The organism is Stenotrophomonas sp. LM091 (assembly GCF_001806305.1).
Lineage (GTDB): Bacteria > Pseudomonadota > Gammaproteobacteria > Xanthomonadales > Xanthomonadaceae > Stenotrophomonas > Stenotrophomonas bentonitica_A.
Window position 1 is genome coordinate 2619329 of sequence record NZ_CP017483.1, and the last position, 15740, is coordinate 2635068.

11 protein-coding genes and 1 pseudogene are annotated in these 15740 nt (G+C 61.0%); 5 read left to right on the forward strand and 7 right to left on the reverse strand.

All coding sequences use genetic code 11. From position 1 onward, the window contains the following. Positions 1–15: 15 nt before the first annotated feature. A complete protein-coding gene (locus BIZ42_RS11400; RefSeq protein WP_046272875.1) occupies positions 16–813 on the reverse strand; it encodes a siderophore-interacting protein in 798 nt (265 codons plus the stop codon). Positions 814–903: 90 nt separating this feature from the next. After that, positions 904–1407, reverse strand: a complete 504-nt coding sequence (locus tag BIZ42_RS11405) for a PadR family transcriptional regulator (RefSeq protein WP_070426503.1) — start codon at positions 1405–1407, stop codon at positions 904–906. A 469-nt stretch (positions 1408–1876) separates the two neighbouring features. Here BIZ42_RS11405 and aceE point away from each other — a divergent pair, with 469 nt between their 5' ends. Next, entirely contained in the window at positions 1877–4564 is a 2688-nt protein-coding gene (gene aceE / locus BIZ42_RS11410; RefSeq protein WP_070426504.1) for a pyruvate dehydrogenase (acetyl-transferring), homodimeric type, read from the forward strand. A 94-nt stretch (positions 4565–4658) separates the two neighbouring features. Here aceE and BIZ42_RS19305 read toward each other — a convergent pair whose 3' ends face one another. Beyond that, positions 4659–6287, reverse strand: coding sequence for a TIGR04141 family sporadically distributed protein (locus tag BIZ42_RS19305; protein WP_083279846.1), 1629 nt, complete (start codon positions 6285–6287; stop codon positions 4659–4661). 555 nt (positions 6288–6842) lie between these two features. Here BIZ42_RS19305 and BIZ42_RS11415 point away from each other — a divergent pair. Beyond that, the gene (locus tag BIZ42_RS11415) at positions 6843–7730 is read left to right on the forward strand and encodes an HNH endonuclease (RefSeq protein ID WP_156785735.1); all 888 of its coding nucleotides are present in this window, start codon (positions 6843–6845) and stop codon (positions 7728–7730) included. 210 nt (positions 7731–7940) lie between these two features. Here BIZ42_RS11415 and BIZ42_RS19310 read toward each other — a convergent pair. Next, positions 7941–9055: pseudogene (locus tag BIZ42_RS19310) on the reverse strand (IS3 family transposase). A 123-nt stretch (positions 9056–9178) separates the two neighbouring features. Continuing rightward, entirely contained in the window at positions 9179–9376 is a 198-nt protein-coding gene (locus BIZ42_RS11430; RefSeq protein WP_070426507.1) for a hypothetical protein, read from the reverse strand. A gap of 323 nt (positions 9377–9699) precedes the next feature. On the opposite strand from BIZ42_RS11430, the gene BIZ42_RS11435 reads away from it, so the two are divergent. From BIZ42_RS11435 to BIZ42_RS11445, 3 genes are all read left to right on the forward strand, one after another. Further along, positions 9700–10716, forward strand: coding sequence for a hypothetical protein (locus tag BIZ42_RS11435; RefSeq protein ID WP_070427518.1), 1017 nt, complete (start codon positions 9700–9702; stop codon positions 10714–10716). A 69-nt stretch (positions 10717–10785) separates the two neighbouring features. Continuing rightward, on the forward strand, positions 10786–11700 hold the full coding sequence (locus BIZ42_RS11440) for a lysozyme inhibitor LprI family protein (RefSeq protein ID WP_070426508.1): 915 nt from the start codon (positions 10786–10788) through the stop codon (positions 11698–11700). Between the two features lie 213 nt (positions 11701–11913). Continuing rightward, positions 11914–13053, forward strand: coding sequence for a YncE family protein (locus BIZ42_RS11445; RefSeq protein WP_070426509.1), 1140 nt, complete (start codon positions 11914–11916; stop codon positions 13051–13053). 84 nt (positions 13054–13137) lie between these two features. On the opposite strand, the gene BIZ42_RS19315 is transcribed toward BIZ42_RS11445, so the two are convergent. Together BIZ42_RS19315 and BIZ42_RS11450 are read right to left on the reverse strand one after the other, a co-directional pair. Beyond that, a complete protein-coding gene (locus tag BIZ42_RS19315; protein ID WP_083279848.1) occupies positions 13138–13896 on the reverse strand; it encodes an HNH endonuclease in 759 nt (252 codons plus the stop codon). A 116-nt stretch (positions 13897–14012) separates the two neighbouring features. Then, positions 14013–15593: a serine hydrolase domain-containing protein gene (locus BIZ42_RS11450; protein ID WP_083279849.1), complete on the reverse strand. Its 1581-nt coding sequence runs from the start codon at positions 15591–15593 to the stop codon at positions 14013–14015. Positions 15594–15740 lie beyond the last annotated feature (147 nt).

Here is a 15740-nt window from a genome sequence, read left to right on the forward strand (position 1 = left end):
GTGCCCGTCGCGGGCTCAGTCGTCGTGGTGCTCGCTGCCGTGCGCCTTCCAGTAGCCGGTCGAGCGGATCCAGTCCTTGGGCACGCCCAGGTGACCCTCGATGTACTTGCGCATCATCCGGGCCCGGCGCGATTCGGCGGCGATCCAGTAGAAGGTGTCGCCGTCCGGTTCCTCGAAATCGGTCAGCACGTCTTCCAGCAGGGTGCTGGTGGCGGCGTCGAAGCCGTTGCGCTCCAGCCACGAGATGCGGATGCGGTCGTCCTCCGGCAGCTCCTGGCGGTCGCCGGATTCGGGGATCTCGATGTAGACATCGGCGTTGGCGCCTTCCGGCAGCGTCTCCAGCCAGCGGCCGATCGCCGGCAGCGCGGTTTCATCGCCGATCAGCACGTAGGTGTCGAAGTCATCGGCGGTCATGTGCGAGCCACGCGGGCCGCCCACGGCGATCGCATCGCCCGGCTGCGCGTTGGCCGCCCAGGTCGAGGCCAGGCCGTCGCCGTGCATGACGAAGTCCAGCGCCAGCTCGTTGCTCTCCAGGTCCCACCAGCGCGGGGTGTAGTCGCGCGAGGGGGAGGGCGTCTGGCCTTCCGGGTAGCGCGGGCCTTCCGGGGTCATCGTCGGGACCACGAACTGGCCCTCGGCGTTGGGGAAGAACAGCTTGACGTGGTCGTCCGGCGAGGGCGAATCGAAGCCTTCCAGCGCCTCGCCACCGACGATCACCCGGCGCATGCACGGGCTGATCTCTTCGGTGCGCAGCACCTGCAGCGGGCGGAACTTCACGGTATGACGGAGCAGTCGGTTTTCATGCAGAGCCATGGGAATACCTGGATCAGTGCCGCAGCGCGGCGTTGAGAGAGAAGGACCTGGCGGGCGGAGGCTGGCTGGGTCTGAAAAGAAGAAGGGGGGTCAGCGGCCCTGCGCCCGGATCCGCGCGGCGGCCTCGCGCAGCGCCTCGGCCACGGCGGCGGCGTTGTCGTCCTGCCAGCGGCTATGGCACAGGCCCAGCGCGTGCTTGAGCTCGCGCAGCGCATCGCGCACGGACGGCGGCAGGTTGGCCTTGGTGATCGTGCGCGCGCTGTCGCGTACCCGGTGCACCGCGGCATCGACCTCGTCGCGCTGTGCCTCCAGCTCGGCCTGGCCCAGCGCGCTGAGGGCGTAGCGCTTGCGCCCACCCTCCTCGACCGCGCCGACCCAGCCGGCGGCCTCGAACTGCGCCAGCACCGGGTAGATCGAGCCGGCGCTAGGCGTGTAAACCCGCACGAACATGTCGCTGATCAGCTGGATCAGCTCGTAACCGTGGCGCGGCTGGTCGGCGAGCAGCGACAGCACCAGCAGGCGCAGATCACCGCGGCTGAGGGGCCGGGCGGTCAGCGGGCGGGCAGGGCGGTCGAGGTCGCGCGGAGAGGTCATTTCGATATATCGAATGCAGTGGCGGAACGATATATCGAAAACTCCGGTTCGGCCAGCAACTGCGCGCGCATGGCAGGGATGCGTTCAGGTCAATTCGGCGTGTGACGGTGCGTGCTCGTGGTGGAACACTGCGCCCCGTCCGCTCCTTCCAGCGCGCCCGATGATTCACGCCGATGCGCGCTCAGCCGGCGTCGCATCGCGCACGAACTGCGCCCATCGCCTGCGCCGCAGCGCCTGCGCTGTCCATCGGTGTCCCGCTGACGCGCCGGTGTCATCGCTGCCGGGCAGGCTGAAATGCAGCGTGGAACCTTCCAGCGCGGCCCGCGCGCTGTCGCCGGCTGTCCTTCCGGACACGCTTGGATGGTTCCATACGCAACCGTAGCGAGGTAAGCAAACCCCTTGGTGCGCTACACTTTGCGGCTAGAAATCTAAAACAGTCGCGCGCGTGCGTGCGGTCATGGGAGCGCAAATGAACTGGTTGAACGAGGTGCTGAACAACGACCCGAATCCTGTGGAAACCCAGGAATGGATCGAGTCGCTGAAGGCCGTTATTGATGTCGAGGGCCCCGAGCGCGCGCATCAGCTGTTGGAAGGCATGGTGGAACTGACCCGTCGTTCGGGTGCTTACCTGCCGTTCTCTCCCACCACCGAGTACGTGAACACCATCGCGCCGACCCTGGAGGCCAAGAGCCCGGGCAACGCCGAACTGGAATGGCGCATTCGTTCCATCATCCGCTGGAACGCGATGGCGACCGTCGTGCGCGCCAACCGCAAGCCGGGTGACCTGGGCGGCCACATCGCCTCCTTCGCCTCCGGCGCCACGCTGTATGACGTGGGCTTCAACCACTTCTGGCGCGCCCCGAGCGACAACCACCCGGGCGACCTGCTCTTCATCCAGGGCCACAGCGCCCCGGGCATCTATGCGCGTTCCTTCCTGGAAGGCCGCATCGACGAAGCCCAGCTGGACAAGTTCCGCATGGAAGTGGACGGCGGTGGCCTCTCCAGCTACCCGCACCCGTGGCTGATGCCCGATTACTGGCAGACCCCGACCGTCTCGATGGGCCTGGGCCCGCTCGCCGCGATCTACCAGGCGCAGTTCCTGCGCTACCTGGAAAACCGTGGCCTGATCGAGAAGTCCGATCGCAAGGTGTGGTGCTTCATCGGCGACGGCGAGAGCGATGAGCCGGAAACCCTCGGCGCGATCGCGCTGGCCGGCCGCGAAGGCCTGGACAACCTGATCTTCGTGGTCAACTGCAACCTGCAGCGCCTCGACGGCCCGGTGCGTGGCAACGGCAAGATCATCCAGGAACTGGAAGGCGTCTTCCGTGGCGGCGGCTGGAATGTCATCAAGCTGCTGTGGGGCGGTTACTGGGATGCCCTGCTGGCCAAGGACACCAACGGCGTCCTGCGCAAGCTGATGATGGAAACCGTCGACGGCGAATACCAGAACTGCAAGGCCTTCGGCGGCGCGTATACCCGCGAGCATTTCTTCGGCAAGTACCCGGAAACCGCTGCGATGGTCGCCGGCCTGAGCGACGACGACATCTGGCGTCTCAACCGTGGCGGCCACGACCCGCACAAGGTGTATGCCGCGTACCACGAAGCGGTGAACACCAAGGGCATGCCCACCGTGATCCTGGCCAAGACGGTCAAGGGCTACGGCATGGGCAGCGCGGGTGAAGCACTGAACCCGACCCACCAGACCAAGAAGCTGGATGACGACGCTGTTCGCCACTTCCGCGACCGCTTCAACATCCCGGTGACCGACGCCCAGCTGGCCGACGGCCAGGTGCCGTTCTACCACCCGGGCCCGGATTCGCCGGAAGTGAAGTACCTGCAGGAACGCCGCGCTGCCCTGGGTGGTTACCTGCCGCAGCGCCGCCGCAAGGCCGAAAAGAGCTTCAACGCCCCCAAGCTGGCAAGCTACGAGCGCCTGCTCAAGAGCAGCGGCGAGCGCAGCTACTCCACCACCATGGCCTTCGTGCAGAGCCTGAACATCACCCTGCGCGACAAGGAACTGGGCCCGCACATCGTGCCGATCGTGGCCGACGAAGCCCGTACCTTCGGCATGGAAGGCCTGTTCCGCCAGATCGGCATCTACGCGCCGTTCGGCCAGAAGTACAAGCCGGTCGATGCCGACCAGCTCATGTTCTACCGCGAAGACCAGAGCGGCCAGGTGCTGCAGCAGGGCATCAGCGAGCCGGGCGCCATCGCCTCGTGGATGGCGGCCGGTACCAGCTACTCGGTCAGCAACGTGCCGATGCTGCCGTTCTACATCTACTACAGCATGTTCGGCTTCCAGCGCGTGGGCGACCTTGCCTGGCAGGCCGCCGACATGCGCACCCGTGGCTTCCTGCTGGGCGGCACCGCCGGCCGCACCACGCTGAACGGTGAAGGCCTGCAGCACGAAGATGGCTTCAGCCATATCGTGGCCGGTGGCATTCCGAACGTGCGCAGCTATGACCCGACCTTCGGCTTCGAAGTGACGGTGATCCTGCAGCACGGCACCAAGGCCATGATGGAAGATCAGATTGATGAGTACTACTACATCACGCTGATGAACGAAAACTATACCCACCCGGAAATGCCGGAAGGCGCGGCTGACGGCATCGTCAAGGGCATGTACCTGCTGACCGACGCCGGCAAGCCGAAGAAGGGCGAGCTGCGCGTGCAGCTGCTGGGTTCGGGCACCATCCTGCGCGAAGCCATTGCTGCGGCCGAGCTGCTGGACAAGGACTTCGGCGTGACCGCCGACATCTGGAGCTGCCCGAGCTTCAACGAACTGCGCCGCGACGGCTTCGACGTGGAGCGTTACAACCGCTTCCGCCCGGAAGGCGAGCAGCGCAAGGCGTTCGTGACCGAGCTGCTGGAAGGCCGCCAGGGCCCGGCGATTGCCGCCACCGACTACGTGCGTGCGTACGCGGACCAGATCCGCTCGTTCGTGCCGATGTCGTACACGGTGCTGGGTACCGATGGCTTTGGCCGTTCGGACACGCGTGCCAACCTGCGTCGCTTCTTCGAGGTTGACCGGTACTACATCGCGCATGCCGCGATTGCGGCGCTGGCGAAGGAAGGGAAGATGACGGGTAAGGATGTGGCCCGGGCGATCAAGCAGTACAAGATTGATCCTGAGAAGGCTAATCCTGTTGGGGTTTGATCTGGTCATTTAGTTGATGCGAAAAGGGCGGCCATTGGCCGCCCTCTTTTTATGTGTAACGAAGTTCTAACGATTTCTATGTCCGCAGAATTTTTCATCTCTTTTTCCTGATCACTTTGGGTTTGAATTTCTTCGTTTTGCCCAGAGAGGGGTCTAGTGGAATGCTCGTCAATGCAACATTGAACCCAAGTGCGTCAAGGTGAGAAATCGCGTTCTTTAGTGTGACCTTGGAAAAGAACGGTAGCTCGCTAGGTAAAGTCTTCGACGTGGCTATTGCATAGGTGATGGTGTAAGCGCTCGGATTAGGGCGTATTGCTGCGTCTACTAGTGCGATATGGGTTGGTAGTTTTAAGTTTAATTTTTTACGAAAATCTTCATCCTTCAGGAATGCCTCTGCAGCCACCGCTCCCTGCGAAAACAGGTGGCTAAGCGTTGCGGATGATCTGTAGTACTTGACGTGGACAAAGTTATCGCTCCCGACGATCAGGTCGCAAAATTCAATTTTGTCGTATGGGCCGCCTGTTTTTACATTATTCTTATCCATTAAATGAATGTTTGCTACTGTCTTAGAGACTTGTAAGTTGTATTCACCCTCGTTGGCGTATGAGTATGAGGGCAGGTAGCTGGGGAGGACTTTTGCGTTGGCGAGTCGCTTGTCTATTTCCGCAATGAAGTCAGCCTCGATCCTGAACCACGAGCCATTTCTAATTATAAATCTATCGTTGCCATTTGCTATTTCTGCGTGAATGCATCTGTAGGCAGGCCAGCTCTGAGTTGATCTATAATTTTCGTCATTTATATGTATGCTGATGCTTTTGATTGCTTCGAGGCTAAATTCAATTGATCTTGAATCTAAGTATTCGCGGAGATCATCAATGCAGAGAGTCTGGTGGCGAGGACTGCTTGGGTACATGTCAAAAGAGTAGCCTGAATTTGTTTCCCAATTGACAATTTCAGGCTCTCCTAGCCATACGCTATTCCCTCCCGTTTTCGAGATTTCATCATCAAGAAGGAGGTCCAAAATCTTGATTGTGTCTGGATCCCTTACTTTTGCGACGTTGTCTATCCACGAATAAGCGATGGGTAGGGGTGATTTAAATAACTCTAGTGTCTTTGCTAGTATCTTCGGAATGCCGTCTAGTTTTGTCTCCACCATGAGCGTAAGCGCATCTCGACCAGTAATATGTGTGCCGAGTAACGGAACTTTGCAGGCGCCAGTAACTGCATAAACTAGGTCCGATTCAGTGTTCGCCTGGAGATCAAAAATGTCCACCTCAAGAGAGCTTTGTGTCCTGGAGTTCAGTGGATTATCGTCATAGCTGGCCTTGTCAAGGCTTCTTAGCTTTTCTGGATCAACTGCGTTTAGGGTTACGCGCAGCCCGAAATCCCTCTCGGTAAGTTCTCCATTGATAAGGTGGAATCCGGTGCCAAAAGAAATTAGGAAGCTTCTTCCATCTAGATTTGCGTAAAGAACAGCGCCCACGTTGCTGCTTTTCCCAAATTCAACTATTGGTCCATCAGGATGTTCGGTGAATATGCGTGTCCAAATCGGAGCGTGTGCGGGCGATTCCCGCTTTACGTAGAGAATTGAATCAATCCCCGGGATGTTGAATGTGTACTTTTGCCCAGACAGCTCAGGTTTGACGAATTCGTCCGCCGTAAAGCTCCCTTCCTTCATTAAATAGATTGAGAGCTTCTCTTTGCGTTCAGTAGTGTTTGCCAAGTGTCATCCCCCTAAATGAATGGCACGACTGCGCTAATGTTGTCTCAGTGATTTACCCCGAATCCTAAGTTGTGTCAACGCTACTCTGCGGACCTAATCCGGTTCTCCCTACAGCTCTCGCGGCATATCGCCTGGGATTAGTGTGATCCTCTCCCTTGGTCGAACCGTCTCGCTGCTGTGGTTGGAAAACCTAAAATGCATGCCCATTTGCCAGCTCGATTCTTCCGCGGCCGGACTTGTGGCCTGACCTCTAGATCTCAATTGTGTAGTTCGATCTCCATCTATTGATCTTCTCCGCGGCACCGCGCATGCAAGAAGTCCAATTGCTCATGAGCATTGCGAGCGGTGAGAGAAGGGGAGGGGGACGCGATGTAGGTTGAGTTGTTAGCGATGGGGCGAGCGTACCCAGGTATGAACGCATACTCACAGAGCCCGCCTTAATCTTGCTCACCGAAAGCGTGCTGATTGCGACACTGAAAGGTACTATCCCGTCTCGAGGCCGATAGGCCTCATCAATCAGATGAGACAGGGGAAGCAAGGGTGGCGTACTGGTGGGTGAACCAGAAGCAGACGTTTGATCGGGCTGTTAAGGCGGGTTACCTGTGGTCACCGAAGACCAACGTGAAGGGCGACGCGAATCCCTTCTATGAGCACATGACTCAAGTACAGCCAGCTGATGTGGTCTTTGCATTTGCCAACGCCCGCATCCAGGCCATCGCGATCGTCAACGGCGTGCATTACGCGAAAGATCGCCCCGAGGATTTCAAGGCGACGAACAACAAGTGGCGCAATGATGGCTGGGCCGTTCCAGTCGACTATCATCTAGTGGATGCGCCACTTAACGTGAGCGACCACATGGAACAGATTGGGCTGCACCTCCCGGGGAAGTATTCACCACTAAAGGCAGACGGTAAGGCCAATCAGGCCTATCTGTTCCCTGTGCCCGAAGCGATGGCTGCAGTACTTCTGGGGCTGCTCAATGTCGATATCGATGACCTCGGTGACTGGCAAGACGAGGTACCGCTCAAGGAGCTCAAAGAAGATAGGAACATTGGCGAGACCCAGAAGGCACAGCTAATCATGGCCAGAAAGGGCCAAGGCATCTACCGAAAGAAGTTGAGCGATATTGAGAAGGCTTGCCGCGTTACGGGCACGAGCGACGCCAAGTTCTTGATCGCTAGCCACATCAAGCCATGGGCAAAGAGCGAGAACAGCGAGCGTCTCGATGGCAACAATGGACTGCTGTTGGCTCCCCACATCGATCGACTTTTCGACCGTGGCTACATCTCCTTTGAGGACGATGGCGGGCTTATTCTCAGCAAGCAATTGCCAGAGGCGGTACGGTTGAAGTGGGATGTTACTCAGAAGATTCCGCGCGTGCCGTTTTCGGCGGCGCAAGTCCAGTACCTCAACTACCATCGGGCCGAGTTGCTGCGTAAGTAGGCAGGAATCGCCGACAGCAGGCATCCCCATGGTCGGGGCTGCCTTGTCGATCCATGTTGGATGCCGTGCGGCAAGGGTGGCCAACTGGCGGCAGCCTGGCTTCTCAAGATGAGGGTCAGGCGATGGGCCGGGGTCAATCCCACGATTCGTAACGCCGCATCAGTTTGCGAGTGGTCGTTTCCACTCGCTGCCAGTCCGTAAGCTCCCCCGTCAAGCAGACATTTCTAAAGTAGAGCTTCTGGCGTGAGCGGTACGGTACTCGACGGGGCTCATGCCGCTGAGCGAGTCATGTGGACGAATCTCGTTGTAATCGATCATCCACCAATGCGCTGCGTCACGTACGTCCTCAATACGTGCGAAGAGGTGCTGGTCCAGCACCTCCTCACGGAACGCGCGGTTGAAGCTTTCGATGAAGGCGTTCTGGTTGGGCTTGCCAGGTTGTATGTATCGCAGCGCCACGCCGCTGAGTTTGGCCCACTGGGTGAATGCTTCGCCCAGCAACTCAGGGCCATTGTCCGACCGTAGAACTTGCAGTAATCCGTGATCACGTTTGAGCTGCTCGAACGCGCGCACCAAGCGACCAGAGTTGAGTGATGTATCCACCTCAATATGCAGCACCTCGCGGTTGAAGTCGTTGACCACATTGAACGTTCGGAATCGTTTGCCACAGGCCAACGCGTCACTCATGAAGTCCATGGACCAGACCGTATTTGGATGCCTGGGAACATACAGCGACACCCGCTTGCGCTCTAGCAGACGGCGCTTGGCCGCTCTTCTCAGGTTGAGCTTCATCGCCTTTTATACACGATAGATCCGCTTCGGATTCCAGTCCGGTCGCTTCTTGCGTAGTTGATCGCTGCACTTCCAGAAACCTCGACTGGGCCGCTCCTCGAGCAGCCTGGCCAATGCCGAGATCAACTCCGCATCGCGCACGGTTCAGTCCAGTGGCGGCGCATACCAGGCCGCACGAGACAAGCCCACGTAACCGCAGGACCGGCTCAGGGAGCGCGCGTGCACCTCGGTGAGGAGACGCACTGCCTCACGCTTCTGACCCGGCCGTACAGTTTTTTTGCGATCAGGTCCTTCAGCGCCGCGTTGTCCAGCGCCATTTCCGCATACATGCGTTTGAGCTAGGCGTTCTCAGCTTCGAGGTCCTTGACTCGACGAAGCTCGGACGTCTCAAGCCCGCCGTACTTGCTCTTCCACTAGTAATACGTAGCCGTGCTGATGCCGGACTGGCGACATAGATCCTTCACCGCAAGCCGGGCATCGCCCTGCTTGAAGATCGTGATGATCTGCGTCTCGGTGAATTTTGATGTGCGCATGCACTGTTTGCAGCCGTCGATGAAATCAACGCGGAACCGGTCCAGCTTGTTGCGGCAACCGGCCATGCCCAGTGCCACCGTGGCCGCCAAGGCGGCCATCATCATGGTGCGCAGGGTCATGGCTCAGCCCCGGCGGCTCAGGATGAAGATCAGTACGCCCACCAGCACGATGGCGCCCAAAATCTGCCCCAGCACGGGGATCACGATGGTGGGCCAGAGTACGGGGCGGCCCAGGTTGTACGCAAAGCCCTTGTACGCGTACTGGCCCAGAAGGTGCCGTACGGCGCGAACGGAACAATGACAAGGGTGTTCATTGCGCAACTCCTGTTCCGGCGCTGTGCACCTGCGCGCCGGTGCCGACAATGCCAAAGCGGCAATCGGGCGATGGCCCGTCCATGTTCAACAGGTCTGGTAGTGGTTGGCTGTCCACTCTATGGACACCGCGGCACGACGCTGACGTCGCCGCGCTTCTGCGTTAGCGGCAGTGATGAGCGCGACTTTAGGATCACTATCAGGATTCTCGACATTGGTCGGGTTCGCGCGCCCAGCGCGCAGTAACGCGTGGCGCCGCTGATAGAATCCGCTCCGAAGTAAATCGCGCCATGCCAGCGGTGGCATGGCAAGCACTATGACAGGGGATGTTGATGTATATCATGCTGGAAGGGCGTGCAGAAATTGCCGCTGCGCAGAAACTGCTTGAGACCACACTGAAGTCGCAGAGTGATGGGAAGCAGAAAAAAACCATTGGCTACCCTGGCGGCAACATGCCGGGCGCCTCGGTACAGACGTTTGATGCCTGGTGGTTCTGGTCAGGTAGAAGCAGCAAGGAGGATTCCTCCGCCAGCCGGAATCTGAACTGGTTCGGCCAATGGACCGACGAGCGCCACAGCGTCGACATCACCGTGGAGATCAATACCGCGCATGCGCCAGACAGCGCCCGTATCGGTGGATTCTTCGCACGGGATGCCAATACCGGAACTGTCTACCTCTTCCATTCCGGCAAGGTGGGTGGCGGCAAGCCCGGCGTGGGAAAGCAAGCCTTCCTGGCATGGAGCAAGCTGGAGTTGAATGAAGTTGTTACGGCTAATGGCAAGAGCCGTAGCGGCATCATGGTCGGGCCGATTGACGACCGGAATGCCAGCGCGACGATGCTGCGCTATGTGAAGTCCGTCGCGGGCTTCAAGGAGGCAGTCGACAAGGGCGTGATTGATACGCCGACGTTCCAGAAGACCCTGTACGAGTATGGCGAGTACTACAAGGAATGGTGGGGCCAGGTAAAGGCCCGCCGTGCGCGCCGCCTGGATTACGTTTCCCGCCACGGCGAAGTGGTGGATGCGCTGAAGCAATGGCGCGAGCAGCAGGGCCTGCCCAAGGGGCGCAGCATGCGCAAGAACCAGCAGGTCGACCTGGGCGTGGGTACGCCCAGTACGCTGGATGAAGTGTATGAAGTGAAGACCTCGACTGACCGCACCTGCGTATACGGGGGCATTGGCCAGTTGATGGTGCATGGCCGCGACGGTTGCCGCCGCGTGCTGGTATTGCCCGACGATGGCGCGCTGTTCAAGGGTCTGTCGGCCGCGCTCTCGGCACTGGGGATCGAGCTGATTCGCTACCGCCTTGGCAGGGGCAAGGTGGAGCTTCCGGTGGTGGCGGGCAAGTAGGTGGCCGCACGTATAGGGCCGATGGCCCTGCACGGCACGGATGGCGCAGGAAATCACAAGGAGAGCAGCATGAAGATGAGTATGGTGGCATGCGCACTGGCGTTGCTGATGGCAGTGGTGGCCAGCAGTTGCAGCAGCGCCGACGATGAGATGTACCAGCATTTCCGCTGCGCCAAGGCAGCCACGCTGCTTGAACGGGAAACCGAAGCGCAGAACGCCATGGTGCGTTCCTACAAGGCGGCCAAGACGCTGGGCGAACCCAATGCGCGCTACTTCATGATGCTGGGCCAGCGCTTCCAGGATGATGTGCCGCTCTACAAGTACACCGCCGGTGGCCAGGTGCAGCTGCTGACCAGCGTGTACAAGGAGCGGCGCTGCCAGAAGATGTACGCGCCGATGACGCGCGAGGAAGAAACCGAAATGGCCCGTGTGCTGGGCATTGAGGCCCCGGGCGAGGCAAATGCGCGTAGCTCCGTGATCGGTGAGCCGATGGCCCCGCCACCGCCACCGCCACCGGCACCGCCACCGGCACCGGCACCGCCAGAGCCTGAGGCACCGGCACCGCCAGAGCCTGAGGCACCGGTTGCGGCCGCGCCGGCTGCCGAGGAGGCAGCGGTGGGTACGGAACCGGACATGGCGCAGGCAGCGGCCCAGGCGGCGTACTTCGCTTCGCAGCCGGCCGGCGATGTGCCCGTGCGCGCCGTGGCCGAAGCACCCCCCACCGGTAATGCCTTTACCCCCAGCTTCGATTGCGCGCGTGCCAGTACCGAGGTGGAGCACCTGATCTGTGGCGATGCATCGCTGTCGGTGATGGATGCGCGCATGGCCGGGGCCTACCGCAAGGCGCTACCGTGTGGCGGTGAAGGGCTGCGCGCCGAACAGCGCGAGTGGATACGCTACAAACGCAACGCCTGCCGCGATGGCGAGTGCCTGGCGGATGCCTACGCGGTGCGCACGGCCGAGCTGGGCGACCGCTGCCACTGAGCGGTCGCGGTCCCCGCCGTGCAAGGCCGGGGGGCTGGGAGGTGGCCGCGTCCCCCTGTAGGGTGACCTGCCGCAGCGCAGGTCAGCCCCCACCTGCTACCATGCCCCCGCTACCCAGCCAGCCCACCCAGCGCAGACAGATGCGGGGCCGGCCGTCACATGTACGGCCCAGCGAGCCAGGACACCCTCCCGTGCCCCTTCAAGGAAGCTCGCATGTTCCGCAATTCCGTAATCCGCTCGGCCGCTCTGGCCTTCGCCATCTCCCTGACCCTTGGCGCCCCGTCCGCGTTCGCCGCTGACCAGACCAACGCGTCCGCCAGCACCACCGCCGTTCAGCGCAAAGCCGTCGCCCAGGGTCTCTATGAGCTGGCCTTCAGCCCCAAGCAGAACGCCGTGTTCGTCGCCTCCTCGGGCGGTTTCGGTGACGCTGCCGGTCCTTCCCAGGTCCTGCGCCTGAATCCGGATACCCTGGCCGTGGAAACCGCCATCCCGCTGGAGCGCAAGGCGTTCGGTGTGGTGCTGGACGACGCCAACAACCGCCTCTACGTCGGCAACACCGTCGATACCTCGGTCACCGTGGTCGACACCGCCACGAACAAGTCCGTCGGCATCGTGCAGCTGATGGAAAAGAAGGTCGGCAAGGATGGCAAGGCCGCCTACACCCACGATCTGCGCGAGCTGGTCGTCGATGCCGCCAACAAGCGGCTGTACGTCACCGGGCACTCGGGCGAGGGCAGCGTGCTGTTCGTAGTGGATACGCAGTCGCTGAAGGTCATCAACACCATTCCGGGCCTGGGCAATGCCAAGGCGCCCGGTCTGGCGTTGGATGCCAAGGCCAAGCGCGTGTACACCTCCAACCTGCTGGCTGAGCTTGTTACCGTCGGCACCGACAGCGGCAAGGTCGAGCAGCGCTTCAAGGTCAGTGCGGAGCAGCCGATGAACATCGCGCTGGATCCGGCTGGCAAGCGTCTGTTCGTGACCGACCAGGGCTCGGAAATGATCCGCAAGTACCAGGCCAGCAGCTCGGGCTTCGAATCGAAGCACCCGGGCCAGCGTGTGCTGGTGCTGGACCGTACCACCGGCAAGGAGTTGGCCAGCATCCCTACCGACGCCGGCCCGCTGGGCATCCTGCTGGACGCACCGCGCAAGCGCCTGTACGTGACCAACCGCGATGGTGGCACGGTGACCGCGTACAACAGCGACACCTACAAGCAGGTGGGGACGTACGCGGTGCCGACGCACCCGAACAGCTTGGCGCTGGACGCCAAGAAGAACGTGCTGTACGTGACCGTCAAGAACGGTGACAGCGAGCCGAAGGGCAGCGAAGAGTCTGTTGCACGGATTGCGCTGTAACAAGAGACTCCGAGAGGCCCGCCCGGTGAGGATTTCACCGGGCGGCGTCTTCGGATCTTCACCTTCGGACCATTGATTGGTCGATTACCAATCGCACTTCGCTCGGTGATAAATCAGCGCGTGCGGGCTAACACGGTCAACGGCTGCTGCTGGAGTCGCCAGCGAAACACCCTCCAGCGACGCATAGGTTGAGGCGCGCAAGCTAGGGGCGATTAGAACCGTGCGCGCATCAGGGTCAACGGCAATCAGACGAAGGTCGAACAATGTATGGATGTCTGCCCTGAGTAGTAGCCCATTGCTTACTGCGTTTGTCTCGCCATCCAAGTACGGAAAGATGTGCGCGGCTTCGAGTGCATCCAGTACGTCACACCCTGTGACGGCACAGCGTCCGGTATATGCCTTGATCAACGCAGTACGAAATGCGGGCTGACCGCGTCGGCGGACAATGCTCGCGAGCACGCGCCTACGCTGATCTGAAGCACTTCCTGGATCAAACGCGCCCTGTGTCTCTGCGTCTTGAGTTACCTGATCCAGGGTGGGCGTGTCCACCTGTGGCGGAAATCGACGTACGTCGATTAGCTTGATCAAACGCGCCGCAACGTCATTTCCCACATTCCTGGCCGGCTTCAGTCCTTCAACCCATCGCAGGCCCAGACCATCCAGAACGTAGGAAATGTTCTGCATGCGGAACTCCCACGCCTTAGCGTTCCTCCCGACTTTCTCAGACAGCTCGCGATAGGCGTGTGCCTTGACGACGCGGCGGCCATTCAACTCATCGGTCAACATAACGAGGTAAGCATCCACTGCTGCTTCCAGCTCACTGTCTGTCCAGTGCTCCACCATGGCGTAACCAACTCCAATGCGAATCTTTGATTCGATAGAGCCAGCGTATCGCAATACATTGGGCCAATGAATGGAGTGGTTGCGATTGCCCTGACAGATAGGAGTCGATCCGGTGGCTACTGCGTTGCTAGCTTCCTCCGCACGTAATACCCCCGCCCCTCCCCAAACACCACACTCAACGCCTCCACCTTCCCGAACGCATCCCGATGGAACTCGATCTCCAGTCCATCGATATCCGGTGACACAAAACGATTCGGCGACACTGGCAGCACGCGCCCATCGCGTTTCGTCCCCGCCACACCCACGCGCACCTCCCCATCAGCCACCTTCACCTCCAGCGTCGGGATGTCGAAGATGTCCGCCAACGCGCGGCGCTGCGCCATCGGCACGTTCTCATCGTGTTCGAAGACCCCGGCATAGTCCGCATATCGCGGTTCATGAAGGTCCAGCGCAACCGTGCGCACGGCAGGATTCACCCCACGCCCAATCGCATCGGACAGCGCATTGCGGATCTCCTTCGCCAGCGCAGCACCGTTCTCACCGTTGGTAAGAATGACGAAGCCGTCACCCGTCTCCAGATATCCCTCGATCCACGCCCGGTAGCTGTCGTTGGAGCCACCATGGTGGAAGATCCGGGTCTGCCCGGCACCGTCCAGACGCGGGCTAAGACCGTGCCAGCTCGGCGAGACCTCGGTCATCATGTCAGTCGCAATGGGTTGCGGCAGGAGGTTGCTTTGGCCGCGGTAGCTGGCGGTCAGGGCGGCGACGAACGCCGCCAGGTCGTTGGCGCTGGTCCACAGGCCCGAGGCGCCCTGTTCGGGGAAGGATTGCCAGCCGCGCGGCAGGGCGGTGGGCTTGCCCTCGCTGTCATGCGCTTTGGCAATGTTGTCGGTGGTGGCCGGCGGATCGGTGAAACGACTGCGCTGCATCTGCAGTGGCTCGAAGACCTGCCTGCGTGCGAGCGTGTCCAGCGGCTGGCCGGTAACATCTTCGAGCACGAGTTGTTCGACCATCACGCCGCCACCAGAGTAATCGCCCCGTTCGCCGGGTGTATGGATCAGACGTACGGGTTTGTTCTTGGCCGGAGCGATGCCGTCCAATGTCTGCAGCAAGGTGGGCAACGGTTCGCCGGGCAGGTAGTCGGCGAAGCCGTGCACGCCCAGCCCGGCGGTGTGCGACATCAACATGCGCAGAGTCAGCCTCGGTGCCGGTACTGCCTGGGTAACAGGCACTTTCCAGCTGCGCAGATAACTCGCGATGTCCTGGTCCAGTGCGAGGGTGCCATCGGCCACCAAGCGCAGTGATGTGGCGGCCGTAACCACCTTGCTGACCGAGCCGACCGAGAACAACGTGTCGGCATTCACGGCAGCCTGCGTGCCCATCTCGCGCGTCCCGTAGCCGGCGCTGTGCACGAGCTTGCCATCCCGTAGAACGGCGATGGCCACACCGGGCACATGGTGCTGGGCCATGCGTTGCTGCAGCGACCAGTGCGGCAGCGCGGTATCGGCTGGCACCACGGTGGGGCGCAGGCCGGAGGCGAGCGCCGTGCGGATCGCTGCGTCTTCGCGGTCCGCCGCCGATGCGGGGCCGGCAAGCAGCAGTACCAGCGCGGCACACAGCGACGCGCGCAGCAGGCCAATCTGAACGCTGCGGGTTCGCGAGTGTAGGGATGCCTGCGGAGTGGATGCGTAAGCCATGCGATACCTCATGAAGGAGCGATGCGCGAAAGACAGGCGCGCGTGCACGCCGCAGAGAGGGGCAATACGGTTCAGCGAAAGGCAGTATTGAGTGGCGGGCGATGGCGGCGGAGGCTATCGCACCGATCAGCGTCAACCTTGGGCAAT